This is a genomic window from Cryptosporangium sp. NPDC051539 (assembly GCF_044454545.1).
Classification (GTDB): domain Bacteria; phylum Actinomycetota; class Actinomycetes; order Mycobacteriales; family Cryptosporangiaceae; genus Cryptosporangium.
The window spans coordinates 31,037-56,051 of record NZ_JBITDV010000012.1; the positions used below are offsets into that span (position 1 = coordinate 31,037).

The following is a 25,015-nucleotide window of genomic DNA, read 5'->3' on the forward strand; positions in this document are numbered from 1 at the left end:
GCAAGACCCGGCCGTCCCGCCCTCACCCGAAACGGATCGGGATGCCTCCGGAGGCCGGTTTCTTCTGCCAGTACGCGCTCGTCCGGCCGTCGTCGTACTTGTCGAACGACCCGATCGGGTCCACCTCCAGCGTGGCCGACGTCAGATCGGCAGGCACGTCGAGGACGACCAGGCCACCGTCGTTGCCGACGTCGATCTGCACGTAGGGGACGTTCTGGTCGCCGAAGCCGATCCGCTTGCCGTCGGCGGTGACGAGCGTGAGCGCCTCGGCGGTGTCGAGGCGGTAGACCGCGGCGGCGAGTTCGACCGTCATGGAGGAACTCGTGCTGACGCTGCTGAGCGTCAGCCAGGCCCGACCGGCCTTGGCCCAGCCGTGGTCGGGCGTGTAGGGATCGATCGCGGCCGCGCTCACCGAAACACCGACGTGGTAGTCGTCGTCGCTCTCGCCGAGGACGTTCGTGGCGGTGCCGACGCCGTCGTAGGGCGTGAGCTGGTCCACCGATCGCAGCGGGTAGTAACCGGCGATCGTGTCGTTGCCGCGTTTGGCCGCGCGCAGGTCGAACGACTGGGTGCGACCGGCGTCCACGAGCCGGATCGTCGCGGGCTTGCCCCGGGGGACGCTCACCGCCAGTACTTTCTTGTCGGTCACGTTGTTCCCCTCCGGGAACACCGCACCGGCGGCCATCGCCGGGAGGAGATCGACGGTCTTCGATCCGGCGGCCAGCGTGACCTGGACGTCCGCGGTCTCCCGGTACCACCGGCCGTTGAGCCCGGTCACCAAGGCGAACACGAGTTCGTAGCCGTCTTCGGCGGCCACCGCGCCGTCGAGACCGACCAACTCGGCTTCGTCCTGGTCGACCTTCTCGAGGGTGGACACCTCGGTGATCCGCAACCCTCGGTGCGGGCCGATCAGATCGGGTTCGGCCGCCGTGGTGCTCTTGCCCGGTACCGCGCCGGCGGTGGCGGCGAACACGGCGACGTAGTCCGTGGCCACCTTTTTGTGGGGATCCGCGGTCGCTGCGCAACCGGCGCCCGCCAGCAACACGAGAGCGGCGCTGAAGAGGCCGATGTGGCGTAAGGGGGTGGTGAGCACGCAGGGATCCTGGCAGAGCCCGGCTACGCGGCAACAGCTTTCTCTCAGGAACGGCGACCTAGGGTGAGCGCGTGACAGGGATGCCGGGGCCGGCGCGCACGGGATGGCGCGCTGTGGTCACCACGAGACGGATCATCACGACGGTTGCGGTGATCGCCGCGGTCGCCGCGCTGGTCATATGGGTCCGCTGGCCGGACGGTGAATCGGTACGGACGACGTCCGGGCTGGTCACCGTGCGATCCGGGCCGGAGCGCAACCAGCCGATCCAGCTCGACACCGCGCTCTTCGTGCCGGAGAGCGCGACGAAGCAGCACCCGGTCCCGGCCGTCCTGCTCGCCCACGGCTTCGGCGGCAGCAAAGACAGCGTCGCAGCCCAGGCTCGCAAACTGGCCGGTCAGGGCTACGTCGTGATGACCTGGAGCGCCCGCGGCTTCGGCCGCTCCGGCGGCACGATCTCGCTCGACGACCCGGACTACGAGGTCAACGACGCCCGCGCGCTCATCGACCGTCTCGCCGACCGCGACGACGTCGAGCAGGACGCCGCCGGTGACCCGCGGGTGGCGGCGGTGGGCGGTTCGTACGGCGGCGCGCTGAGCCTGCTGCTCGCGGGTTACGACAAGCGGGTCGACACGATCGTCCCGCAGATCACCTGGAACAACCTGCCGGGCGCGTTCTTCCCGGAGTCCACCGGCCGCGGACCGGGCGACGGCGTGTTCAAGCGCTCCTGGGCCGGGCTGTTCTTCGGCAGCGCGGGCGCGGGCGGCGCCACCAGCGCGGGCGACCTGGCCGCTCTGCTCGGCGCTCGTCAGAGTGCGAACGGCGAGATCGACCCGAGCAGCGTCGACCCGGCCAAGGCCGAGGAACTCGTGCAGTGCGGCCGGTTCTCGCCCGACCTCTGCCGCCTCTACCTGCAGGCCGCGACCACCGGCCGGGCCACGCCGGAGATCATCCAGCGTCTCGACCGGGCCAGCCCGGCCCGGATCCTGAGCCGGATCACCGCGCCGACGCTGCTGATCCAGGGCCAGGCCGACACGTTGTTCCCGCTGTCCGAGGCGGACGCCAACGCCCGCGGCATCGCGGCGAACGGCACTCCGGTGAAGGTCGCCTGGTACGCGGGCGGCCACGACGCCAGCGCCTCGACCCGCGAGTCCGACCGCGTCGACGCGCTGACGCTCGAGTGGCTGAAGCACTACCTGGGCGGCTCCGGGCCGAGCCCCTCCGACCGGTTCAGCTACACGACCGCCGGGGCGATCAGCGTCCGGGACACCCGGCCGACGACCCGGATCTACACGGTCGACCGCTATCCGCCGGAGAACAGCGGCTATCGCGTCCGGCTCTACGGACCCAACCCGCAGCCGATCGCGAACCCGCCGGACGGCACCCCGGCCGCGCTCTCGTCCCTGCCCGGGGCCGGATCGCTCACCAGCCGGTTGTCCAGCGCGGGCATCGACGTCCCGGGTCAGTTCGCCAGCTACAGCGGCGTCGAGCTGAGCCGGTCGGTCGACGTCGCCGGGTCTCCGACCGTGCAGCTCCAGGCCGTGTCGCCGACCGGCGAGGCCGTCCTTTTCGTCAAGCTCTACGACGTCGACGCGGACGGGCGGGCCACGCTGCCGGGTGGCGCGGTCGCCCCGGTACGGCTGACCGGCCTCCCGCGCACCGCCGACCAGCTGGGCAGCGTTGCGCCGGTCACGGTCACGCTGCCGATGCTCGGCCACCGTTTCGAGTCCGGGCACAGCGTCCGCCTGGTCGTTTCCACCAGTGACCAGGCCTTCGCCGGGCCGGTGACGCCCGCCGTCTACCAGGTCGCGATCGCGTCGAACAGCCTGCACCTGCCGGAGGTGGCCCCGGTGCCGGTGGCCGAGGCCACCGGCACCTGGCTCTGGGTGCTGGCCGGGCTGCTGGTGCTCATCGTTCTCGGGGTGACGACCGTGGTGCTGATCGTCCGCGCACGCAGGCGGACCGACGCCGTCGACCCCGACACCGCGGACCTGCCGCTGGCCGTCCGGGGTCTGAAGAAGGCCTATGGCGACGGGTACCTGGCCGTGCGCGATCTGTCGTTCACGGTCGAGCCGGGCCAGGTCGTCGGGCTGCTCGGGCCGAACGGCGCCGGGAAGACGACCGCGCTGCGGATGCTGCTCGGGCTGATCCGACCCAGCGGCGGCGAGATCCTCGTGTTCGGGCACCGGATCGCGCCCGGTGCGCCGGTGCTGTCGCGGATCGGCGCGTTCGTCGAGGGCCCCGGCTTCCTGCCGCACCTCTCCGGGATCGAGAACCTGCACCGGTACTGGCAGGCGACCGGCCGGCCCGCCGAGTCCGCGCACCTCGACGAGGCACTGGAGATCGCCGGCCTCGGCGCCGCGGTGCACCGGCACGTGAAGACGTACAGCCAGGGCATGCGTCAGCGGCTCGCGATCGCGCAGGCCATGCTCGGGCTGCCCGACCTGCTGGTACTGGACGAGCCCACGAACGGACTCGACCCGCCGCAGATCGCCGAGATGCGGGCCGTGCTCTCCCGGTACGCGACCGACGGGCGTGCGGTGCTGGTCTCGTCCCACCTGCTCGCCGAGGTGGAACAGGTCTGCTCGCACGTCGTCGTCGTGAGCAAGGGAACCGGCGTCGCGGCCGGGACGGTCGCCGAGATCGTCGGCGAGGGCCGGTCGGTCCTGGTCGAGGTCTCGCCCGGCGACTCGGAGGCGGCGATGGCCGCGCTGCGCGCGATGCCGGGCGTCTCGGTGGTGCAGCCGAACGGTCACGGGCTCGTCGTCGAGCTGGCCGGTGCCGAACGTGGGGACGTCGTGCGGGAACTGGTCGGCGCCGGGGTCGGCGTCGAGCGGCTGGTCGCGCGCAGACGGTTGGAAGACGTGTTCCTCGAGCTGGTGGGGGAGAGCAAGTGAGCGTCACATCCCGGCGGAGCCGGACGTCGAGCGTCAGCCGGCCCGGCCGGACGCTGAGCTTCCGGGCCGAGTTCGCGCGGCAGCTGACCCGGAGGCGGACCCAGATCGCGCTCGGGTTCCTGATCGTGCTGCCGTTGATCCTGGTGGCGGCGTTCAAGATCGGCGTACCCGACGACCCGAACTCCGCCGACGGGGGTACCAGCCTGGCCGACGTGGCCACCGCGGGCGGCGCCAACTTCACGCTGTTCGCCGTGTACGTGGCGTCGACGTTCCTGCTGCTGGTGGTCGTCGCGCTGTTCTGCGGCGACACGGTCGCCAGCGAAGCGAGCTGGGGGACGCTGCGCTATCTGCTGGCGTCGCCGGTACCGCGCGGGCGTCTGCTCCGGCAGAAGCTCACGGTCGGTCTCGCCTACAGCGGATTCGCGCTGCTGCTGCTTCCGACCGTGGCGATGATCGCGGGGACGATCGCGTTCGGGTGGCATCCGCTGCGGACACAACTCGGGGCGGACATCCCCGCGCTGGAAGCGCTCGGGCGCATTCTGCTGGCGGTCGGGTATATCGCGATCACGCTGTTGCCGGTAGCCGGACTCGCGTTCTACCTGTCGGTGCGCACCGACGCACCGCTCGGTGCGGTGGGCGGAGCGGTGATGCTCTGGATCGTCTCGAACATTCTCGAGGCGGTCACGGCACTGGGTGATCTGCGCGGGCTGCTGCCGACTCGGTACGGAACCGCTTGGCTCTCGTTGCTCTCGTCACCGATCGATGCGGAAGACATGGTGAAGGGAACGGTTTCGGCGGTCGTCTACACGACCGTGTTTCTGTCACTGGCGTGGTGGCGTTTTCTTCGCAAAGACATCGTGAGCTAGTCCGTCTCGGCGAATCGGCCGCCGTCGCGGTGCGCGCGGTGCACCGATGCGGCCGACGCATGACTAGTCCGATGTCTGACGAGTCTGTGCCTTTGTGGGACGGCAACTGCGAATATGACCACGAGTAAGCACCACAAACTCGGCAACGCAAAGGATCGTGTGATGTTCAAGAAGCTCTCGGCGATGTTCGGCGGCGGCGCGTCCGTCGACACCGTGCTCGCCACTCCGCAGACGCAGCCGGGCGGTGTGCTCCGCGGCGAGGTGCGGATCGGCGGCGGCAGCGTCGAGATGGTCGTGGACCGCGTCGAGCTCGAGCTGGTGGCCCGGGTCGAGGTCGAGGGCGAGACGCTCGGCGGGGACGACTACGAGCACAACACGAACCTGGCGTTCCAGCGGTTGCACCTCGGGCATCGGTTCAGCCTGCAGCCGGGTGCGTTCCACGCGGTGCCGTTCGAGCTGGCCGTGCCGTGGGAGACGCCGATCACGAGCGTCAACGGATACGCGCTGCACGGGATGCAGCTGGGGGTGCGGACCGAGCTGGAGCTGGCCGGGGCGCTCGACAAGGGCGATCTGGACGCGATCCAGGTGAACCCGCTGCCGGCGCAGGCGCGGCTGCTGGACGCGTTCAGCCGGCTGGGTTTCCAGTTCAAGGGCGCTGACCTGGAGCGGGGGACGCTCTACGGCTCGCGGCTACCGTTCTTCCAGGAGATCGAGTTCTACCCGGCGCACCAGTACGCGGGCGCGATCAACGAGCTCGAGGTCACGTTCATCTCCGGCCCGCAGTCGATGGACGTGCTGCTGGAGCTGGACAAGCGAGGCGGGTTCCTGAGCTCGGGCAGCGACGCGTACAACCGCTTCACGGTGCAGTACGCCGGCGCCGAGCAGCTCAACTGGGAGCAGTGGCTCCACGAGCACCTGCAAATCCTCACCCAACGCCGGGGCCTCTTTCACTGAGTGGGCGGCCCGCTCAGAACGACGCTGACGCGCGAGCGGGCCTCCTCATGACGCCCCGCTAAATGTCACGACGTCGGCCCGCTCGAGCGTCAGCGCCGTCCTGAGCGGGCTCCAGGTTCAAGCAACGGCGGGCGCCGCGCTTCGCGCGGCGCCCGCTGCTTTGTGTGTGGGGGTGGGCACAGTGAGCTAGGTAACTCCTAGGGGATGGGAGCGATCCGGACACGAATCGGAGCGCGCGCCGTAAACTAGGCGACACAACTTCATAGCAACTCATCCAGAGGGGCAGAGGGACACGGCCCGGTGAAGCCCCGGCAACCATCACATCCATGCGGTTCGCGCGAGCGAGGCGAGGTGTGACAGGTGCCAACTCCGTCCCGGTTGATCCGGGAGAGATGAGGAAAGCCTCGCCATGACGTCACTTCTCGCTGCCCGAGACACCTCCAGCCCGGCCCGCGTCCTCCGCTGCCGCAACTGCGGCGCCGAGTACCCGCTGATCGCGGTCCACGCGTGCGCCGAGTGCTTCGGCCCCCTCGAAGTCGGCTACGACGCCGACGCGATGGCCGGCGTCACCCGCGAGCAGATCGAAGCCGGGCCACTGAACATCTGGCGGTACGCGCCGCTGCTCCCGGTCGGCCAGAACCCGGACGACCGGGTGAGCCTCAACCCCGGCCTGACGCCGCTGGTGCGCGCCGACCGGCTGGCCGAGGCGATCGGCCTGAACGCCCCGCTCTGGGTCAAGGACGACTCGGCCAACCCGACCCACTCGTTCAAGGACCGCGTCGTCTCGCTCGCGCTGACCGCGGCGAAGGGACTCGGCTACCGCTCGGTGGCCTGCGCGTCCACCGGCAACCTGGCCAACTCGGTCGCCGCGCACGCCGCCCGCGCCGGCTGGCAGGCCAGCGTCTTCATCCCGGCCGACCTCGAGCCGAGCAAGATCCTCGCCTCGGCCGTCTACAACCCGCGCCTGGTCGCCGTGGACGGCAGCTACGACGACGTCAACCGGCTCACCAGCGAGCTCCAGGAAGACGAGGCGTTCGAGTCGACCGCGTTCGTCAACCAGAACGTGCGGCCGTACTACGCCGAGGGCTCGAAGACGCTCGGCTACGAGGTCGCCGAGCAGCTCGGCTGGCGGCTGCCGCCCCAGGTCGTGGTGCCGATCGCCTCCGGTTCGCTGCTCACCAAGATCGACAAGGCGTTCGGCGAGCTGGTGAAGGCCGGCCTCGTCGACGAGCGGGCGTACCGGGTGTTCGGCGCCCAGTCGCTCGGCTGTTCCCCGGTCTACACCGCGTTCGCCGAGGGCCAGGACGTCGTCCGGCCGGTGAAGCCGACCGGCATCGCGAAGTCGCTGAACATCGGCAACCCGGCCGACGGCCCCTACGTCTTGGACACCGTCCGCCGCACCGGCGGCACGATCGCCGCGGCCGACGACGACGAGATCCGCGCCGGTATCCGGCTGCTGGCCGAGACGACCGGCATCTTCGGCGAGACCGCCGGTGGCGTCACGGTGGCGGTGCTGAAGAAGCTGGTGGCGGACGGCGCGCTCGACCGGGACGCCGAGACCGTCATCTTCAACACCGGCGAGGGGCTCAAGACCGCCGACGCGGTCGAGAGCCAGGTCGGGCCGACGCACCGCATCGCACCGTCGCTGCGCAGCGCGCGCGAGGCCGGTCTGCTCGGTTGAGCCCGTTCGTCGGCGGCTCCGCCCGGGTGTTCTCCTGCGCGGGCGGAGCCGTTGGTGTGTGGGTGATCCAGTCATCGCGGTAGGAGCGGCAACAAACGCCTACATATCGCCGGGAGTTTGTTTTTGAATCGGTTGCGGAATCGCCGGATCCGTATTCCCCGCGATAGCTCTTACTCAGACCAGTGGGGGCGGTGGTTCTGCTGAGAAAACGCAGTAATGCCGTTTCCGGGTAGCGTCGGAATCGTGGCACCGGAAACTTCCCCAGTGGGCACGCGCTTTTCGAAGCGTCACTTTCGCACTGCCTAGAGGTCCGGTACCGTCCTGACCGGTCGCAGTTCGTTCTTGCCAGTGTTCGTGCGTTTGCGGTGCGGGGCTCTTGGACGAAAGACCCGGGGCGCATGGTCAAGGAGTGCGTCTCCGCGGGCAACAGCAGGCGAGGGAAGTGCACAGTGGCGCAGGGCACTGTCAAGTGGTTCAACTCCGAGAAGGGCTATGGCTTCATCGCTGTCGACGGCGGCGCTGATGTCTTCGTCCATTACTCGGCGATCATGATGGACGGGTACAAGGCTCTCGAAGACGGCCAGCGGGTCGACTTCCAGGTCACTCAAGGCCCGAAGGGTCCGCAGGCGGAAAACGTCCAGGTCGTCGCCGCGTCCTAGACGCAGACTCGAAGCAGGGCCCGTTCCGGTGGGGTGACCGGAACGGGCCCTGTCTGTATTCCGCGGAACATTTCTGCGACAGAGCAATCAATTCCCAATCCGTGCCGGCGGCGGCCGGACCCTCCGCGCCGGTGTTCGCCGCGTCCTCCCGTGGCTGCCCGGACGCCGGGCGTTTCCTTGCACTCGCCTGGGTCGAGTGCTAAACAGGGCATTGGCACTCTGTAGTCTTGAGTGCCAAGGGTCGGGGAGGTGAGGCTCCCCGCTGGCCGGTCCGTGCCGGCAGCAGGGGGTCGTCCGTCGCGGGCACCGTTCCGACCGCGCAGTCTCCGGCTGTCGTTACGCGGCATCCGGGGGTCCGACATCATCGGAGGACATCACCGTATGGCCAAGTTGATCGCGTTCGACGAAGAGGCCCGTCGTGGCCTCGAGCGGGGTATGAACCAGCTCGCCGACGCTGTGCGGGTGACGCTCGGCCCCAAGGGCCGCAACGTCGTCCTCGAGAAGAAGTGGGGCGCGCCCACCATCACGAACGATGGTGTGAGCATCGCCAAGGAGATCGAGCTCGACGACCCGTACGAGAAGATCGGCGCCGAGCTGGTCAAAGAGGTAGCCAAGAAGACCGACGACGTCGCGGGTGACGGCACCACCACCGCGACCGTGCTGGCCCAGGCGCTGGTCCGTGAGGGTCTGCGCAACGTGGCCGCCGGTGCGAACCCGATCGCGCTGAAGAAGGGCATCGAGGCGGCCGTCGCGGCGGTCTCCGAGGCTCTCGGCAACGCGTCGAAGGAGATCGAGACCAAGGAGCAGATCGCTTCGACCGCCTCGATCTCGGCCGCTGACACCTCGGTCGGCGAGATCATCGCCGAGGCGATGGACAAGGCCGGCAAGGAAGGCGTCATCACCGTCGAAGAGAGCAACACCTTCGGGCTCGAGCTGGAGCTCACCGAGGGCATGCGCTTCGACAAGGGCTACATCTCGCCGTACTTCGCCACCGACACCGAGCGGATGGAGGCCGTCCTCGACGACCCGTACATCCTCTTCGTCGAGGGCAAGATTTCCACCGTGAAGGACCTGCTCCCGCTGCTGGAGAAGGTCATGCAGGGCGGCAAGCCGCTCGCGATCATCAGCGAGGACGTCGAGGGCGAGGCCCTCGCGACGCTGATCGTCAACAAGATCCGGGGCACCTTCAAGTCCACCGCCATCAAGGCGCCGGGCTTCGGTGACCGTCGCAAGGCGATGCTGACCGACATGGCCATCCTCACCGGTGGCACCGTCATCAGCGAGACGATCGGTCTCAAGCTCGAGAACACGACGATCGACCTGCTGGGCCGCGCCCGCAAGGTCGTCGTGACCAAGGACGAGACCACGATCGTCGACGGCTTCGGCGACGCGGAGCAGATCGAGGGCCGGAAGAGCCAGATCCGGGCCGAGATCGAGAACTCCGACTCGGACTACGACCGCGAGAAGCTCCAGGAGCGCCTCGCCAAGCTGGCCGGTGGCGTCGCCGTCATCAAGGTCGGCGCGGCCACCGAGGTCGAGCTCAAGGAGCGCAAGCACCGCATCGAAGACGCGGTGCGCAACGCGAAGGCCGCCGTCGAGGAGGGCATCGTCGCCGGTGGTGGCGTCGCTCTGCTCCAGGCTGCCAGCGTCGCGTTCGAGAAGCTCGAGCTGTCGGGCGACGAGGCGACCGGGGCGAACATCGTCAAGGTCGCTCTCGAGGCTCCCCTCAAGCAGATCGCGGTCAACGCCGGTCTCGAGGGTGGCGTCGTGGCCGAGAAGGTGCGCAACCTTCCGTCGGGCCACGGCCTGAACGCCGCGACCGGCGAGTACGTCGACCTGGTCGCCGAGGGCATCATCGACCCGACCAAGGTCACGCGGTCCGCGCTGCAGAACGCCGCGTCGATCGCCGCGCTGTTCCTCACCACCAACGCGGTGGTGGCCGACAAGCCGGAGAAGGCGTCGGCCCCGGCCGGCGACCCGAGCGGCGGCATGGGCGGCATGGACTTCTGAGTCCACTCCGCTAGCTCGCACCACAAGGGCGGGTCCCCCCGGGGGGCCCGCCCTTTGCGTGCCTCCGCGCAGGCTCCTCACCGCGGGCGGGCGGCCGCCGTCTGACGCGCGAGGGTGACGGCGGCAGCCGCGTCGACCTCGCCCGCACCCAGGACGTTCCGCTCGCTGCCGCCGCAGGCGGACGTGGAGCCCAGGCTCGCGCGCTGGGTGCTCGCCCGGAGCAGCGCGGCCGTGCGGGTGATGTCTCCGCGCAGCGTCGGCGCGGCCTGCCACACCAGCGCCACCACGCCCGCTACCTGCGGCGTCGCCATCGAGGTCCCGGAGAGCCGGGCGTAACCGCCGCCGGGCCAGGCCGACAGCACGTCGACGCCGGGTGCCACCAGGTCGGGCTTCGCGTCGGAGTCGCCGGGAACCGGGCCGCGCGACGAGAACGACGCGATCTCTTTCTTGTCGTCGACCGCGCCGACCGTGAACACCGACTCGTACCGGCCGATCGGATCGGTGATCGTCCGGCACTTGGGACCGGAATTACCCGCCGCCGCGACCACGAAGATTCCGGCCGACCGCAGGGCGTCGACGGCCGGCTCCAGCGTGTCGGCTCCGCATCCTTCGAGGTCGGGGCAGCCCCAGGAATTGCTGAGGACGTCGGCCGCGCGGGCCGGGTCACCGTCGGCGAGCGGGTCACCGCCGGTGGGGAACGGCGCCAGCATGAACTGCAGGCAGCCCACGTAGTAGGCGGGGTTGCCCAGTGGCCGGGCGAGGTTCGCGCACCCGATCCAGGTCGCGCCCGGTGCCACCCCGACGACCTTGCCGACGGCGCTGGCCGCGGTGTGGGTGCCGTGCCCGTTCGGGTCGCGCGGGGTCGTGGTCGAGAACCAGGGGTCGTACCAGCTGTCGGCGCCGCCCCGGTAGCCCGGGCGCAGCGCCGGATGCGAGGCGTCGACGCCGCTGTCGGAGAAGCCCACCGTGATCCCGCGGCCGTCGACGCCGTCGGCCCAGGCCTCCGGAGCCTTGATCGTGAGCAGGTTGGCCGGCGGACTGGTCGGCGTCTCGTCGCTCGACGCGCCCGGGCCGGGCAGCTCGGGAATCGGCCGGAGCTCGGGGTTCGGCCGGACCGATGCCACGTCGTCGCGCGCCGCCAGCAGCGCGCGGACGATCGGGGTGTCGTCGACCTCCACGGCGTTGACCAGGTAGAACGAGATCGGGTCGGCCCCGGCTTTGTTCAAAGCGGAGAGCAGCGGCGCCTGCGTCCGGCGCGCGTGTTCCACCAGCCGGTCGTACACCGCGGTCCGGCGGGAGGTGAGGTCGGTGGTTCCGGTTCCCACCGAGGTGAGGTCCGCTTGGTTGCTGAGGACGACGAACAGCCGGTCACCGTGGAACCCGGCCCGGCCCGGCCCCAGCCACACCACCACCGACGCGAGCAGCACCGCCGCGACCGCCGACGCGGCCAGTACCGGCCGCCTCGGTACGGCGGTCTCCGGTGCGGGCCGACGGGCTCGCAGCACCAGGACTATCGCGACGACCGCGCCCCCGGCCAGCGCCAGCCACGCCGAGATCCCGCTCGCGATCGCGGCCCACTCCGGCACGTCGCCGGGAACCAGCAGAAGAGAGATCTCCTCGGCGTCCGCGAAACCGAGCGGACCGTAGGCACACGCGGCCACCAGCAGCAGGCCGGCCCACTGCCGACCCGGGTCGGTGACGGCCATCATCAGGCCGCAGGCCGGCAGCACGCCGAGCAGCGGCATCTGCAGGCCGGGCGTGCCGAACGCCCCGGCCAGCAGCGTCAGCGCAACGACGACGACGAGCGCGTCCAGCACCAGACCGGCCACCGGCCCACCCACCGGAACCCGGGTGGGTCCGACCCGGCGCAGCCGGGACGCCAGCGCACCGAGCGCGAGCGCGGCCAGGAGCGCCGCGCCGGCGTCCAGCGGGCTGCCCAGCGCGCCGACCCACCACCACGGCAGCAGCACGACCAGCCCGAGGGCGAGCGCGGCCACCGCACCGACCCCGCCCACCCGCGGACGCGCCACCGAGCCGATCGGCGTCGAGCCGCGGACCGCGAACACCAGCCCGACGGCGACCACCGCGAACAACAGCGACGTCGACGTGTCGCCGAACGACCAGGGCACGACCCGCACGAGCCCGAGCGCCGCAGCGCACCCGGCCGCGAACGTCCACGAACGCGCGATCCCCCGGATCACCGGACGTTTCCCCAGCATCCAGGCCAGCGCCGCCGGTCCGCCCGCCACCAGCGCGACGATCACCGACAGCAGCGGCCAGTACGCCCGGGGAACCTCGTAGCCGGTGGCGGTCAGAACTTCCTCGACCACCCAGCCGCCGGCCTGACCGACCACGGTCACGCCGGTGGCCCACACCCCGGCCAGCGACACCGCGGTCGGAGCGATCCAGCGGGGCACTCCGGGTGTCGGGTTCGGCTGCATGCGCGCACCGTATCGGCCCTGCTTGATCCCGCGGCGGCCCCGGCGACGTACCGTGGTGCGGTGAGTCGGAATCCACAGGTGTCCCGCTTCGCCGCCAGCCAGCTCGGCCCGGAGCAGCGCACTGCCGCACTGCAGCGGCTACGCACCGAGACGTTCGACGTCGTCGTGATCGGCGGCGGCGTCACCGGAGCCGGAGCCGCGCTCGACGCGGCCAGCCGGGGCCTGTCGGTGGCGCTGATCGAAGCCCGCGACTACGCCGCCGGCACCTCCAGCCGGTCCAGCAAGCTCATCCACGGCGGCCTGCGCTACCTGGAGCAGCTGAACTTCAGCCTGGTGCGTGAGGCGCTGGAGGAGCGCGGGCGGCTGCTCACCACGCTGGCGCCGCACCTCGTACGCCCGACGCCGTTCCTGCTGCCGCTCAACCACCACGGCTGGCAGCGGTTGTACTACGGCGCCGGGGTGGCGCTCTACGACACGCTGGGGTCGATCCTGGGCACCGCCCGAGGGGTGCCGCGGCACAAGCACCTCAGCCGCACCGGCGCGCGCCGGCTGTTCCCGAGCCTGCGCCGGGACGCGCTGGTCGGCGCGATCCGCTACTACGACGGTCACGTCGACGACGCCCGCTTCGTGCTGACGCTGGCCCGGACCGCTGCCTCCTACGGCGCGGTCACGGCGACCAGCACCCGGGTCGTCGATCTGCTGCGCAACGCCCGCGAGGTCGTCGGTGTCCGCGTGCGTGACCTGGAGGGCCACGACGAGTTCGAGGTCAAGGCCCGCACGGTCGTGGCCGCGACCGGCGTGTGGAGCGACGACCTGTCGGAGATGCTGCACGAGCGCCCCGGCCTGCGGGTCCGGGCGTCGAAGGGCGTCCACCTGGTGGTGCCGCGTTCGGTCATCTCCGGGGACGTCGGGCTGATCCTGCGTACCGAGAAGTCGGTGTTGTTCGTGATCCCGTGGGGCGGGCACTGGATCATCGGGACGACCGACACCGACTGGAACCTCGACCGGTCGCACCCGGCGGCGTCCAGCGTCGACATCGACTACCTCCTCGACCACGTGAACGCGGTGCTCGAGCGCCCGATCACGCACGAGGACATCGAGGGCGTGTACGCCGGGCTGCGTCCGCTGCTGGCCGGTGAAGACGAGTCGAGTTCGAAGCTGTCGCGGGAGCACGCGGTCGTCGAGCCGATGCTCGGGCTGATGCTGGTCGCCGGAGGCAAGTACACGACGTACCGGGTGATGGCCGCCGACGTCATCAACAAGGCCGCCCACCGGCTGCGCGACGTCCCGCCGAGCCGGACGCAGGACGTCCCGCTGATCGGCGCCGACGGGTTCACCGCGATGTGGGCGAACCGGGCCGACCTCGCGCGCAGGCACGGGGTGACCGTGGGCGCGGTCGAGCACCTGCTCGAGCGCTACGGCTCACTCACCACCGAACTGCTGGCCGGTATCGAGGAGAACCCGCGGCTGGGGCGGCCGGTCGTCGGTGCACCGGAGTACCTGGCCGCCGAGATCGCGTACGCGGCGTCGCACGAGGGCGCACTGCACCTGGACGACGTCCTGACCCGGCGGACCCGGATCTCGATCGAAACCGCGCACCGGGGGATGGAGTCGGTGGAGGACGTCGCCGACGTGCTCGCTCCGGTGCTGGGGTGGGATGCGGCCACCCGGCGGCGTGAGGTGGAGCACTACCGGGCCCGGGTGCAGGCGGAGCGTGAATCGCAGCGGATGCCCGACGACCTGACCGCGGACGCTGCTCGGCTCGGCGCTCCTGACGTGCGGAAACCTGCCGCTTCCTAGTGGACTTCGTCGAACAGGCCGGAGTTCGCGAAGTTGCCTTCGGGAGCCTGCTCGAGGTCTTCGTCCTTCGAGCGGTTCCGACCCCACATCGCCGCGCCCATGATGCCCGCGATAACCGCGACCGTCAGCACGGTGAAGAGCGTCAAAACCAGAGGTGTGCTCATGAGGAGTTAGCCTCCGACGTTCGGGCGCGGCCGTCAAGCGCCCTGGACCGTTCGGAGGCTCCCTTAAGCCGATTGATAGGAACGTAACAGCTGGTCGTGGGATCAGATGACGCTGAGCCATAACGCAATTAATTCTGCGTTCGGATTCCGGTCAGTGCTTCGGCCGGTTTGATCGCGTAATCCCCGGGAAAGCCGCCGCCATGGCTACTCAATTGAACGGTGCCCGAGTCGCGTTCGTGGCCACCGATGGCGTGGAGCAGGTCGAGCTCGACCGGCCGTGGGCCGCGGTGACCGAGGCCGGCGGACAGCCCGAACTGATCTCGCTGTCGGCGGGGAAAATTCAGGCATTCAACCATTTGGACCCGAGCGAGACCCGTCCGGTCGACCGCGTCCTCGACGACGCCGACCCCGACGACTACGTCGCGCTCGTCCTTCCCGGCGGTGTGGCCAATGGGGACTTCGTCCGGGCGGATCAGCGCGCGGTGAGCTTCGTGAAGGCGTTCTTCGAGGCCGACAAGCCGGTCGGGGTGATCTGCCACGGCGGGTGGGTGCTGATCGAGGCCGGTGTCGCTTCCGGACGCACGGTGACGTCGTGGCCGAGTCTGCAGACGGATTTCCGGAATGCCGGTGCGGAGTGGGTGGACCAGCAGCTCGTCGTGGACGGGAACCTGGTGACCAGCCGGAATCCGGACGACTTGCCGGTGTTCTCCGGTGCGGTCGTGGAACGGATCGCCGCCGCGACCTGAGGCGCTGGCCGCGCTCCGGTTCCACACCGGAGCGCCGAACGGGTGCTCAGACCACGGGGCGCAGGCGTGGCTCCCACGGGCCGTGGCGGTTGAGTTCGGTCCAGGCGGCCACGAATCGCCGCACGACTTCGACCAGGAATTCGTCCGGGAAGCAGTACGGCAGACGCAGATACGAATCGTGCGCACCGGTCAGGTCCATCGAGCTCCCGGGAATCGCCTCGACCCCGTGGCGCAGCGCGATCTGCGCGAAAGTACCCGCGTCGGCGCCCGCCAGTTCGACCCAGAGCGACGGCCCGCCGTGCGGCGTCTGCCAGCGCCAGCTCGGTAGGTGTTCGGCCAGCAGAGCCTCGATCGTCGCGAGTTGCGCCTGCCGCTCCGGCACCCGCCGTTCGATCAGTGCCTCCAGGTCCGGCACGATCCGCGCGGCGACGAGCTGGTCGATGATCGGCGACCCGAGGTCGGCCAGCGCCTTGCGCCTGGCGAGCCGGCTGATCACGTCCGACGTCGCCCGGGTCCAGCCGACCCGCAGGCCACCCCAGACCGACTTCGACAGCGACCCGAGCTGGATCAGCGTCACCGGACGGTCGCCGGCTGCTGCCGCGAAGGCCGGGAGCGGCGGTGGCACGTCGTGCCCGAGGCTGACGCCCGACAGCGCGTCGTCGGCGACCACCACGACGTCGTACTCGGCCGCGAGCTCGACGATCCGGCGGCGCCGGGCCGCGGAGAGCAGCCGGCCGGTCGGGTTGTGGAACGTCGGCATCAGGTAGACCAGGTCGATCGGCTGGGTGGCGAGCACCTTGGCCAGCGCCTCCGGCCGGGCGCCGTCCTGGTCGATCGGGATCGGCACCAGCGTGGCGCCGGCGGCTCGGAACACGTCGTAGCAGGCCGGCCAGCCCGGCGCCTCGACCGCGACCCGTGAGCCCGGGCGCAGGTACAGCTCCGAGATCAGGTCGATGGCCTGGTGCGCGCCGCTGGTCACCAAGATCTCGTTCGGGGTGCTGGCCAGGCCGATCCGGGTCAGGTGCCCGGCGATCGCCTCACGGAGCCGCGGGAGGCCGTGCGGCTGGTAGCCCGGCTCGGCCATCGCTTCGGTCAGGTCGTGCCGCATGACCTCGTCCAGCGCGACCGGCACGATGCTGTCGGCGGCACCGGCCGCCGAGGCGAGCGAGAGGATGCCGCCCGGCCCGTCGATCAGCCGCTGGAACAGCTGGGCGGACTGCCCTCCCGGCACCCGCCCGTCGCCGCCCGGCCTCCGGTTGGCGCGCGCGGTACGCGCGATCCGCGTCCCGCTGCCGCGCCGGCTCTCGACCAGGCCCTCGCCGCGGAGCTGGTCGTAGGCGGAGACCACGGTCGCCCGGCTGACCGCCAGCACTCCGGCCAGCCGTCGTTCGGCCGGCAGCGTGCTGCCGCCCGGGAGCGCACCTTCGTCGATACCGCGCCGGACGGCGGCGGCCAGCTGCTGGTACAGCGGACCGTCTCCTACCGACCAATCGCTGAGGACGTGGATCAGGCGCGATTCGTCATTGGACCGGTCGTCTCCGGTCTGATAACGGTCCACCTCGGCGGTCATTGGCTCTGTCCTGTCGGTCGCATTGGCACCATCATTGCGGGTGTTGGACCGATCCACCAGAGGCTGGTGAGGCCAATTTTGAGCAACTGGACTGAGATGGAGAGGCGGGACCGATGATGCTCGTAGTTTTTGTTCTTTTTGTAGTGATTGCGGTACTGGCCGCCCGGTTCGGTGTCGACAGCCGGGACGGCATGGACTGGCGTCCGTACGACGAGGCCAGGCGCGCGAGGTCAGGATTGGCCCCCCGCGTGAGCTGAAGTGGTGTGGGGCGGCCCGCCCGGCCGCCCGACTTCAGTCCACTCCGGCCCGGACCTCAGCCCACCTCGGGCAGGGTGGGCCCGATCACGTCGTCGGCGTCGACGATCGTGTAGGCGTAGCCCTGCTCGGCGAGGAAGCGCTGCCGGTGCGCCGCGTAGTCCGCGTCGAGGCTGTCGCGGCTGACCACCGTGTAGAAGTGCGCCTGCCGCCCGTCGGCCTTCGGACGCAGGACCCGCCCGAGCCGCTGGGCCTCCTCCTGCCGCGACCCGAACGTGCCGGAGATCTGGATCGCGACCGCGGCCTCGGGCAGGTCGATCGAGAAGTTCGCGACCTTCGACACGACCAGAGTGCTGATCTCGCCGCGGCGGAACGCGTCGAACAGCCGCTCGCGTTCCTTGTTGGTGGTCTTGCCCTCGATCACCGGCGCTTCCAGCTCGGCCGAGATCTCGTCCAGCTGGTCGAGATAAGCGCCGATCACCAGCACCTGCTCGCCCTTGTGCTTCTCCACGAGCTTGCGGATGACCGGCATCTTCGTGCGCGCGGTCGCGCACACCCGGTACCGCTCCTCGGGCTCGGAGACCGCGTACGTCATCCGTTCGGCGTCGGTCATCGTGACGCGGACCTCGACGCACTCGGCCGGTGCGATCCAGCCCTGGGCCTCGATGTCCTTCCACGGCGCGTCGTAGCGCTTCGGGCCGATCAGCGAGAAGACGTCGCCCTCGCGGCCGTCCTCCCGGACCAGCGTCGCGGTGAGCCCCAACCGGCGGCGCGACTGCAGGTCGGCGGTGAGGCGGAAGATCGGCGCCGGCAGCAGGTGCACCTCGTCGTAGACGATCAGGCCCCAGTCGCGGGCCCCGAACAGCTCCAGGTGCCGGTACTCGCCGTTCTTGCGGGACGTCATGACCTGGTAGGTCGCGATCGTGACCGGCCGGATCTCCTTGCGCTCGCCGGAGTACTCGCCGATCTCGTCCTCGGTCAGCGACGTCCGGGCGACCAGTTCGCGCTTCCACTGCCGCCCGGCGACCGTGTTCGTCACCAGGATCAGCGTCGTCGCCTTGGCCTGCGCCATCGCGGCCGCGCCGACCAGCGTCTTACCGGCACCGCAGGGCAGTACGACGACGCCGGAGCCACCGGCCCAGAAATTGTCGACCGCTTCCTGCTGGTAGGACCGCAGTGTCCAGCCGTCTTCGGCCAGGTCGATCTGGTGTGCTTCCCCGTCGACGTACCCGGCCAGGTCTTCGGCCGGCCAGCCGACCTTCAGCAGCACCTGCTTGAGACGGCCGCGCTCGGACGGGTGGACCGCGACCGTGTCGTCGTCGATCTTGGCCCCGAGCATCGGGGACACCTTCTTGTTGCGGCTGATCTCCACCAGCACGGCCCGGTCGAGCGCCCGCAGCACCAGCCCGTGCACGGGCGAGTTCAGCAGCTGCAGCCGCCCGTACCGGTCCATCGTGTCGGCGACGTCGACCAGCAGGGCGTGCGGCACCGGGTAGCGGGAGAACCGCACCAGCGCGTCGACGACCGACTCGGCGTCGTGGCCGGCCGCGCGGGCGTTCCACAACCCCAGCGGCGTCAGCCGGTAGGTGTGGACGTGTTCCGGAGCCCGCTCGAGTTCGGCGAACGGTGCGATCGCCATCCGGCAGGCCTGCGCGTCGGCATGGTCGGTCTCGAGAAGCAGCGTCTTGTCCGACTGGACGATGAGGGGTCCGTTAGGCACGTGTTCCAGTGTCCCTCGGCCGAGGCCGGTTCGCAGGTAGCCGGGTGGCCGAACGTGAATCATGCGTTCAACCGCACAGAGTGAGCGAGGTTCTACACAGGGAGCCGTAATTACTGTCACAAGTGCAAGCTGACCTGCTGCGATACCTGTGTGACGGGACGGAATGCAGCGGAGAGTCGGCAATCTTCGTAGCTCGCGCGTAGCCTTCGGTCCGTGCCTGGTCGACATTCATCCTCAGCAGACACTACGGAGTACATCTATATCGCTGAGGAAGCGCCACGCGGTAAGCACACCCGCACGCGGGGGCGCCGACGTCGCGAGAATCCGGCCGGTCGGGCGGTCAAGGTCGCTTTCGCCGGGCTCGCCGCCGCCGCGGTGGCCGGCAGCATCTCGTACGGCGCGGTGTCGATGGTCACGCACGGTTCCCCCACCAGCACCGCGACGGCGATCGACGCCCCCGCCCCGCCCCGCACGGCCGACGAACGGGCGTCCCGCTCCGGTGGGTACTGCGCGCGCACCGGTCCGGGGCAGGCCCGGGTCGAGCAGTACCTGGCCACGCAACCCGCCCGGTTCGGCCAGGTGACGATGGACGCGACCCAGGACGCGACCGACTGTGCCGCGATCAAGAAGTTCCAGACCGCGGTCGCGCTCCCGACCGTCACCGGCTTCGCCGACGACGCGACCGCCGAGATCGCCGACCGCCTCTACGGCTCGGCCGCCGGATCGTGCCAGGCGGACGCGACGGCGACGACCGTGTGCGTCGACCTGAGCCGCCAGACGCTCTGGGTGATGCGCGGGGGTTCGGTGGTGTTCGCGCCGGTCGTGGTCCGTACCGGGGGCAAGGGCCTGAAGACGCCGGTCGGCAAGTTCGAGATCAGCGAGAAGAAGACGCTCACCACGTCGAGCGAGTACGGCACGAAGCTCCCGTACTGGGAGCGCTTCTACCAAGACTTCGGTCTGCACGCGACCGACGCGTCGTTCTACACCGACGAGAAGTCGGGCGGGTCGCACGGTTGCGTCAACCTACTGGCCGGTGACGCGAAGAGCGTCTACGACCTCACCGAGGTCGGCTCCGAAGTGCACGTCTTCGGCCACAAGGCCGGTACCTAGTCCCTGGTCGGGATCGCGCTGACCACGCGGTGCAGCGCGAACGTGTGCTCGGTCTCGGTCCGGTCGTCCTCGGCCCGTAGGTAGCCGCCGCCGACCGAGACGGGCCGCACGACACGGGCGGTGACGCCCCCGTGGGCGTCCACGTAACTGAGCCAGACGCGAGCCCGTTCGCGCGCGGCCTGCTGCAGGACGCCGACCGCCGCACCGGGATCGGTCTCGCCCGGCTGGGTGAGCACGGGCGCCCGCCGGGCCGCCCGTGCGGCCTCGTCGCCACGGCGGACCGCGGCGACCGCCCCGGCCAGGTAATCGGAGTCGAGCGAGATTTCGCTCGCCCCGCGCGGCGTGCTCCGGGCCGACCGTCCCGCGGTGCGTTTCGCGTCCGGCCGGCCGAGCACCAGACCACCGTTCGTGTCTTCGGCGGCCGGTGCGTAGCCGCAGCCGCGCAGCAGGTCGACGACCCGCCCGACGGCAGCCGACGAGACCAGCACGGTGTCGGCGATCCGCCGCAGGTTCAGCTCGGCGCAGCGCCGGTCGGCCAGCACGGTCGCGAGCAGCGCCTGGTCGTCGCTGCGCAGGTACGAGCCGGCCGCCCCGACCCGTAGGCCGCCGTGTCTGCGCGCCATGTCGTCGATCAGGTACGTCAGCGACTGCGGCACCGGCGTACGCGAGCTGGCGGTGAAGAACGCCTGCAGATCGCTGCCGGAGCGGCCGGCGTCCAGGGCGCGGCGCACGGTGTCGGGCGTGACCCGGTACACGGTCGCGCTGCCGGCCGACTCGACGTCGGCCACCAGCGCCATCTCGTTCGCGAGCATGGGCTCCAGCGGGCCGGGCGCCACCACGGTCAGGTCGGCCTGCACCAGGACGTGGTCGACCGGCTCCGGCAACAGGTCGACGAGCAGCGGGATCGGGTCGTCGCCGAGCAGGATCGCCCGGCCGAACGACGTGAGCGTGTTCTGCGCGACCAGCCCGAGCGTCGCGGCCTCGGTCAGCTGCTCGGCGACCGCCTCGTCCCGCCGACGTCCGCTGCGGCGTGGCGTCCGCCAATCGAGGACGCCGACGATGTCGACGGTGGCCAGCGGACCGGGGTATTCGACCAGGATCTGCAGGATCGCCGCGCGCAGCGTGGGCGCGGCCGAGCGGGTGACCTCGGCCGACAGCGCCGCGATCGCCCGATCACGCTCGTCGCGGCCGCCGACCAGCGCGGGCATCCGGGCCATCCCGAGCCAGGCGGTCGCGAGCTGGGCCCAGCGACGCTCGGCCGGCGTGGCCTGCCAGACGTCGAACGCGGCGGTGGGCAGCCAGGTCGGATCGGCGTCGGGCGTGCGGGCGAGCAGGTTCGCCTCGTACGCGACCTCGAGCAGCAGCGCGGCGGTCGGCTCGTCCACCCCGGCCGCCCGCGCGAGCCGCCGGAGCTCACGGACGCCCAGGCCACCCGCTTTCAGGACCGGCGGTGGGTCGCTCGCGCAGGCGTCCAGCAAAGTCGTGGTCTGACGCAGTACCTCGAGCACCTGGCCGGACCCGGCACCGTCCACGCGGTCGGCCGGGCCGGCCGCCGCGGCAGTAGGCGCCGGTTCCGACGGGTGCAGCGGACCGATCGGCGAATCGCCGCGCAGCGCGAGCCCGACCTCGCGCGGAAGCTCCACCGTGGAGGCGTCGAGCGGGACGAGGAGCCCGTGCACGAGCAGCCACCGGATCGGCGTGTCGGCGTCCGTGGGGTCGCTGGGGCGGCGGACGTCCCGGATCGCGCCGACCGGGTTGCCGCCGATCGCCAGCCGCTCGAGTACGGCGACCGCCTCCGGCGGGCAGGCATCCAGCAGGGCCCGGAGCCGGACCGGGTCACCGAACGCCTCGGTGATCAGCGCGGTCGCTTCCGGCTGACGGGCCGCGGGCAGGTGCAGCGCGGCCAGGATCGGGGCCAGATCCTCGGCCCGGTCGTCCTGGATCAGGGCGGCCACCGGCCGCCCGAGACCGGCCGGGAAGCGGGACGTGACCTCGTCGAGCATCGACGGAAGGCGCAGCGTGGCCTCGGTGTCGGGCCAGGCCAGGCCGAGCGTGATCAGGTGGTCGAGCGCTTTGCGGACCGTGAAGTCGGGGGCGGCGGCGAGCAGGGCCAGGGCCTCTTTCCGGTCTGCGCGATGTTCCGGAGCGGCGACCAGGCGGAGCGCGTCGAGCACTTCGAGGTGGAACCGGTCGAGGTGATCGAGCGCCCGGGCGACCGACATCCGGGAGTGCGCACGCTGCGCCAATACGGAGAAGTCGGACGGAACCGGGACGGCGAGGTCCGGGCGCGCGGCGAACAGCCGTTCCAGCTGTTCGTCGGTCAGCGCGCGGTAGTGATCTGCCAAGCTCGCCGTGCTCACCGAATAGACGCTAACCGGTTTCTGTCCCGGACGGTCCGCATGCCGACACCGACGAGCTCAGTGACTGTTGCACATGCCACCCTTCCGCCGTGGCGAACGAGACTGGGTGGATGCTGCTGGCGGGGTGGCAGCGCTGGCGGGAGAGACGCCGGGCCAAGCGTCGGCGGCGCCGGGGCCGGCACGGCGATGGGGTGGACGCCAGCGACGCGGCCTGCGCGCTGGACGGCTGTGGGGGCTTCGGCGGTGGGCACCACGGCCACCACGGGGGATGTGACGGTTGTGACGGGTGCGACGGTTGCGACTGCAACTTCAACCTGCTCAGCCTCGGGACCCTGCTGATGCTGATCCCGTTCCTCCGGACGGCGCCGACACTGCGGACGCGGTCGTCGCTGGCAGGACGTGGCGGCGTCCTGTTGATTCGCGGCTACCAGCGGCAGATCAGCCGGCATTTACCGGTGAAGTGCCGATACACGCCTTCCTGTAGTGAGTACGGCGCGCAGGCCGTGGCGCGATACGGCCTCGCCGACGGCTCGCGGCTGATCGCGGCCCGGATCAAGCGGTGCACGACGGCGGTCCCGATGGGTACTCCCGACCCACTGCGATGAGACACTTGAACCCTGCCGTGTGATCGGTCATGGTGTGCTCGTCAGCGCAACGAGGAGGAACGATGGCGTCCGACGCCCGTCCGGCCAAGCCCAGCAAGAGTGCCACGGTCAAACCCGGTCACCTGGCGGTCAGCGAATTCCTCGGCGAGCACCAGGGGCCGTCCAGCCCGTTCGGTGACATCCCGCTGCCGTTGCCGAGCGACCAGATCGACTACGTCCACCCGGGCGCGGAAGAGCAGTCGGCGCACTAGCGTCCGAGAGACTTCTCGACGTTCTGCCAGATGGGGCACGGCCACGGGATGCGTGCCCACGTCCCGGAGCACTCCGGGCAGAAGTGCGAGCCGTCGCGGGGCTCGTGCAGGCGGAGAAAATCCGTCAGCGCCAGCGAGAGATCTGCGAGGTCGTCTCTGGCGTACGCCAGCAGCGTCAGGTCGTCGGCTTCGCGGGCCCGCGTGCGCGCCTCGCGGAGGCGCTGCCAGACCGCGTAGTGGCGGCTCAGTCGTTCCGCGTCCTGTCCGATCACGGGTGCCTCCTCGAGGCCGGTGCGGTTCCGGTTCCGGGGCGGGCGGCGCCGCCGCATCGGTGGTGCCGTGGTGCGCTGGTGCGGCGTCCCGGGTACGGGCGGTGGCCCTGGTCGCGGCGGTGGCCTTCCAGCCGTTCGGCTTCGGCACTGAACGAGCCGCTCTCGTCCCAGAAGTAGACGGTCGCGTGCTCGAGATACTCGGCCGGGCGGATCTCCATCGGTCCTCCAGTGCGTTCGAGGGTGCGTCGCAACGCCCTCTCGCCGGGAGTTGCAGATGAACTCTCGCGCACGTTCACGTCCAGATGTGATTACCGGTCGGATGCTCGCGATACCTGTGGGTATCGGTTGGCGAGGCCGACGCCGAGGGGTGGTGTTGCCCCCGAGGGCTTGTGTGGACCTCTTGTCACACATCGTGGGGGCTATGTTACATTTTCCGGCAAATGCTCCTTTTGTGGGGTAGGGTCCCGGCGTTTTGCGCCGCTGACCTGCACAAACTTCGTCTCCCCGGGTAGTGGCTGACATATGGGGTCGTCGCTATTCGGGATGGCGGTGCCGCAGGGTTTGCAACGGAGCAGACCCAGTAGGGCGCGCGGCGTCGCTCAGGAGGCGCGGCAGGCGGGCGAAGCTGACCGCCTCCCTGCCGCGCCTCCTCCACTCCTGATACCGGGCTCGATACCTCGGCGAATTAGCGTGGGAGCATGCCCCTCGCTGCACCGGTGGTCGGATTCGACCTGGACATGACCCTGATCGACAGTCGCCCCGGAATCGGCGCCGCCTACGACGCGCTCGCCGCCGAGACCGGGGTATGGATCGACACCGCGCTGGTCACGTCCCGCCTCGGGCCGCCGCTGAGCGTCGAGCTCGCGAACTGGTTCCCGGACGAACGGGTGCCGGCGATGATCGATCGCTACCGGGAGCTGTACCCGTCGCTGGCGATCGGGCCCTCCCCGGCGTTGCCCGGTGCGGTCGAAGCGCTGGACGCGGTGCACCGCCACGGCGGCAGCACGGTCGTCGTCACGAGCAAGTACCCGTCGAGCGCGCTGCTGCACGTCGAACACCTGGGGCTCGCCGTCGACGACCTGGTCGGCGACGTGTACGCGGCGGCCAAGGGACCCGCGCTCGCCGAGCGCGGCGCAGTGGTCTACATCGGTGACCACACCGCCGACATCGCAGCCGCCCGGGCTGCGGGCACGGTTGCGGTCGCGGTCGCTACCGGTCCGTTCTCGGCGGACGCTCTGCGCAGTGCCGGTGCCGACGTGGTGCTGGAGGACCTACGGGGCTTCGACGAGTGGTTCTCGGGCTGGCTCAGTCGGCTTTGAGGGCTTCGCGCACGGCGCGATTCGCGGCGCCGGCGCGGCGGCCGAGACCGAGCAGGACGAGCACGAAGCCGACCGGTCCGAGCATCGTGCCCACGGCCGCCACCGTGGGCTGGGCCGACGAACCGGCGAAGAACGGCAGGAACACGATGCCCACGAACACCAGGCCCACCAGGAAGCAGGCTGCCCCGGCCCGCAGTAGCCAGCTCCCGGCCTTGGTGCTCGTCACGTGATGAGCCTAGTCCGTT

Annotated in this window: 21 protein-coding genes and 1 riboswitch; of the genes, 12 read left to right on the plus strand and 9 right to left on the minus strand. The window is 70.6% G+C overall.

Features of this window, described 5'->3' with window-relative positions; all coding sequences use genetic code 11:
- Window positions 1-22: 22 nt before the first annotated feature.
- Window positions 23-1,093, minus strand: a complete 1,071-nt coding sequence (locus ACIBZJ_RS32275; protein ID WP_395936387.1) for a hypothetical protein — start codon at window positions 1,091-1,093, stop codon at window positions 23-25.
- Window positions 1,094-1,173: 80 nt separating this feature from the next.
- Between ACIBZJ_RS32275 and ACIBZJ_RS32280 the strand changes: the two genes are divergently transcribed.
- The 6 genes from ACIBZJ_RS32280 to groL all read left to right on the plus strand — a co-directional run bounded on the left by ACIBZJ_RS32280 (window position 1,174) and on the right by groL (window position 10,157).
- A complete protein-coding gene (locus tag ACIBZJ_RS32280; protein ID WP_395936970.1) occupies window positions 1,174-3,987 on the plus strand; it encodes an alpha/beta fold hydrolase in 2,814 nt (937 codons plus the stop codon).
- Window positions 3,984-4,853 carry an ABC transporter permease gene (locus ACIBZJ_RS32285; protein ID WP_395936389.1) on the plus strand — a complete coding sequence of 290 codons (870 nt, stop codon included), beginning with the start codon at window positions 3,984-3,986 and terminating at the stop codon, window positions 4,851-4,853. Before ACIBZJ_RS32280 ends, ACIBZJ_RS32285 begins: the two co-directional genes overlap by 4 nt.
- 162 nt (window positions 4,854-5,015) lie before the next feature.
- Window positions 5,016-5,807 carry a sporulation protein gene (locus tag ACIBZJ_RS32290; protein WP_395936391.1) on the plus strand — a complete coding sequence of 264 codons (792 nt, stop codon included), beginning with the start codon at window positions 5,016-5,018 and terminating at the stop codon, window positions 5,805-5,807.
- Between the two features lie 267 nt (window positions 5,808-6,074).
- A riboswitch (SAM riboswitch) is annotated at window positions 6,075-6,206 on the plus strand.
- Window positions 6,207-6,216: 10 nt separating this feature from the next.
- Entirely contained in the window at window positions 6,217-7,488 is a 1,272-nt protein-coding gene (gene thrC, locus ACIBZJ_RS32295) for a threonine synthase (protein WP_395936393.1), read from the plus strand.
- 449 nt (window positions 7,489-7,937) lie between these two features.
- A complete protein-coding gene (locus tag ACIBZJ_RS32300) occupies window positions 7,938-8,147 on the plus strand; it encodes a cold-shock protein (RefSeq protein WP_395936395.1) in 210 nt (69 codons plus the stop codon).
- Window positions 8,148-8,528: 381 nt separating this feature from the next.
- Window positions 8,529-10,157, plus strand: coding sequence for a chaperonin GroEL (gene groL, locus ACIBZJ_RS32305; RefSeq protein WP_395936397.1), 1,629 nt, complete (start codon window positions 8,529-8,531; stop codon window positions 10,155-10,157).
- 77 nt (window positions 10,158-10,234) lie between these two features.
- Here the strand turns inward: groL and ACIBZJ_RS32310 are convergent, their stop codons facing one another.
- On the minus strand, window positions 10,235-12,598 hold the full coding sequence (locus tag ACIBZJ_RS32310) for a S8 family serine peptidase (protein WP_395936399.1): 2,364 nt from the start codon (window positions 12,596-12,598) through the stop codon (window positions 10,235-10,237).
- Window positions 12,599-12,676: 78 nt separating this feature from the next.
- On the opposite strand from ACIBZJ_RS32310, the gene ACIBZJ_RS32315 reads away from it, so the two are divergent.
- Window positions 12,677-14,398, plus strand: coding sequence for a glycerol-3-phosphate dehydrogenase/oxidase (locus ACIBZJ_RS32315; RefSeq protein ID WP_395936971.1), 1,722 nt, complete (start codon window positions 12,677-12,679; stop codon window positions 14,396-14,398).
- Here ACIBZJ_RS32315 and ACIBZJ_RS32320 read toward each other — a convergent pair.
- Complete coding sequence (locus tag ACIBZJ_RS32320; protein ID WP_395936401.1) at window positions 14,395-14,562, minus strand: hypothetical protein; 168 nt, start codon at window positions 14,560-14,562, stop codon at window positions 14,395-14,397. The two genes, ACIBZJ_RS32315 and ACIBZJ_RS32320, sit on opposite strands and share 4 nt — an antisense overlap.
- Window positions 14,563-14,762: 200 nt before the next feature.
- On the opposite strand from ACIBZJ_RS32320, the gene ACIBZJ_RS32325 reads away from it, so the two are divergent.
- The gene (locus ACIBZJ_RS32325; protein WP_395936403.1) at window positions 14,763-15,308 is read left to right on the plus strand and encodes a type 1 glutamine amidotransferase domain-containing protein; all 546 of its coding nucleotides are present in this window, start codon (window positions 14,763-14,765) and stop codon (window positions 15,306-15,308) included.
- A gap of 46 nt (window positions 15,309-15,354) precedes the next feature.
- Here ACIBZJ_RS32325 and ACIBZJ_RS32330 read toward each other — a convergent pair whose 3' ends face one another.
- Window positions 15,355-16,878 (minus strand): PLP-dependent aminotransferase family protein, encoded by a 1,524-nt coding sequence (locus tag ACIBZJ_RS32330; protein WP_395936405.1) that lies wholly within the window; start codon window positions 16,876-16,878, stop codon window positions 15,355-15,357.
- A 313-nt stretch (window positions 16,879-17,191) separates the two neighbouring features.
- Window positions 17,192-18,853 carry a DNA repair helicase XPB gene (locus ACIBZJ_RS32335; protein WP_395936407.1) on the minus strand — a complete coding sequence of 554 codons (1,662 nt, stop codon included), beginning with the start codon at window positions 18,851-18,853 and terminating at the stop codon, window positions 17,192-17,194.
- A 213-nt stretch (window positions 18,854-19,066) separates the two neighbouring features.
- On the opposite strand from ACIBZJ_RS32335, the gene ACIBZJ_RS32340 reads away from it, so the two are divergent.
- Entirely contained in the window at window positions 19,067-19,963 is an 897-nt protein-coding gene (locus ACIBZJ_RS32340; protein WP_395936409.1) for a L,D-transpeptidase, read from the plus strand.
- On the opposite strand, the gene ACIBZJ_RS32345 is transcribed toward ACIBZJ_RS32340, so the two are convergent.
- A complete protein-coding gene (locus tag ACIBZJ_RS32345; protein WP_395936411.1) occupies window positions 19,960-22,323 on the minus strand; it encodes a helicase-associated domain-containing protein in 2,364 nt (787 codons plus the stop codon). The genes ACIBZJ_RS32340 and ACIBZJ_RS32345 overlap by 4 nt on opposite strands.
- An 89-nt stretch (window positions 22,324-22,412) precedes the next feature.
- Between ACIBZJ_RS32345 and yidD the strand changes: the two genes are divergently transcribed.
- A complete protein-coding gene (yidD, locus tag ACIBZJ_RS32350) occupies window positions 22,413-22,928 on the plus strand; it encodes a membrane protein insertion efficiency factor YidD (RefSeq protein WP_395936413.1) in 516 nt (171 codons plus the stop codon).
- 62 nt (window positions 22,929-22,990) lie between these two features.
- Window positions 22,991-23,179: a hypothetical protein gene (locus ACIBZJ_RS32355; RefSeq protein WP_395936415.1), complete on the plus strand. Its 189-nt coding sequence runs from the start codon at window positions 22,991-22,993 to the stop codon at window positions 23,177-23,179.
- Here ACIBZJ_RS32355 and ACIBZJ_RS32360 read toward each other — a convergent pair.
- Together ACIBZJ_RS32360 and ACIBZJ_RS32365 are read right to left on the minus strand one after the other, a co-directional pair.
- Window positions 23,176-23,451, minus strand: a complete 276-nt coding sequence (locus tag ACIBZJ_RS32360) for a hypothetical protein (RefSeq protein ID WP_395936416.1) — start codon at window positions 23,449-23,451, stop codon at window positions 23,176-23,178. The genes ACIBZJ_RS32355 and ACIBZJ_RS32360 overlap by 4 nt on opposite strands.
- Complete coding sequence (locus ACIBZJ_RS32365; RefSeq protein WP_395936418.1) at window positions 23,448-23,669, minus strand: hypothetical protein; 222 nt, start codon at window positions 23,667-23,669, stop codon at window positions 23,448-23,450. The genes ACIBZJ_RS32360 and ACIBZJ_RS32365 overlap by 4 nt, the downstream gene beginning before the upstream one ends.
- A 480-nt stretch (window positions 23,670-24,149) precedes the next feature.
- Here ACIBZJ_RS32365 and ACIBZJ_RS32370 point away from each other — a divergent pair, with 480 nt between their 5' ends.
- Window positions 24,150-24,770, plus strand: a complete 621-nt coding sequence (locus ACIBZJ_RS32370) for an HAD family hydrolase (RefSeq protein ID WP_395936420.1) — start codon at window positions 24,150-24,152, stop codon at window positions 24,768-24,770.
- Here ACIBZJ_RS32370 and ACIBZJ_RS32375 read toward each other — a convergent pair.
- Window positions 24,757-24,996 carry a hypothetical protein gene (locus ACIBZJ_RS32375; RefSeq protein ID WP_395936422.1) on the minus strand — a complete coding sequence of 80 codons (240 nt, stop codon included), beginning with the start codon at window positions 24,994-24,996 and terminating at the stop codon, window positions 24,757-24,759. The genes ACIBZJ_RS32370 and ACIBZJ_RS32375 overlap by 14 nt on opposite strands.
- Window positions 24,997-25,015: the final 19 nt, after the last annotated feature.

Bases quoted from the DNA above. Each gene is read 5' to 3' on its own strand.
- ACIBZJ_RS32290 (WP_395936391.1), top strand. From the start codon at position 5,016: ATGTTCAAGAAGCTCTCGGCGATGTTCGGCGGCGGCGCGTCCGTCGAC.
- ACIBZJ_RS32280 (WP_395936970.1), top strand. From the start codon at position 1,174: ATGCCGGGGCCGGCGCGCACGGGATGGCGCGCTGTGGTCACCACGAGA.
- ACIBZJ_RS32370 (WP_395936420.1), top strand. From the start codon at position 24,150: ATGCCCCTCGCTGCACCGGTGGTCGGATTCGACCTGGACATGACCCTG.
- ACIBZJ_RS32355 (WP_395936415.1), top strand. From the start codon at position 22,991: ATGGCGTCCGACGCCCGTCCGGCCAAGCCCAGCAAGAGTGCCACGGTC.
- ACIBZJ_RS32310 (WP_395936399.1), bottom strand. From the start codon at position 12,598: ATGCAGCCGAACCCGACACCCGGAGTGCCCCGCTGGATCGCTCCGACC.
- thrC (WP_395936393.1), top strand. From the start codon at position 6,217: ATGACGTCACTTCTCGCTGCCCGAGACACCTCCAGCCCGGCCCGCGTC.
- groL (WP_395936397.1), top strand. From the start codon at position 8,529: ATGGCCAAGTTGATCGCGTTCGACGAAGAGGCCCGTCGTGGCCTCGAG.
- ACIBZJ_RS32320 (WP_395936401.1), bottom strand. From the start codon at position 14,562: ATGAGCACACCTCTGGTTTTGACGCTCTTCACCGTGCTGACGGTCGCG.
- ACIBZJ_RS32325 (WP_395936403.1), top strand. From the start codon at position 14,763: ATGGCTACTCAATTGAACGGTGCCCGAGTCGCGTTCGTGGCCACCGAT.
- ACIBZJ_RS32365 (WP_395936418.1), bottom strand. From the start codon at position 23,669: ATGGAGATCCGCCCGGCCGAGTATCTCGAGCACGCGACCGTCTACTTC.
- ACIBZJ_RS32330 (WP_395936405.1), bottom strand. From the start codon at position 16,878: ATGACCGCCGAGGTGGACCGTTATCAGACCGGAGACGACCGGTCCAAT.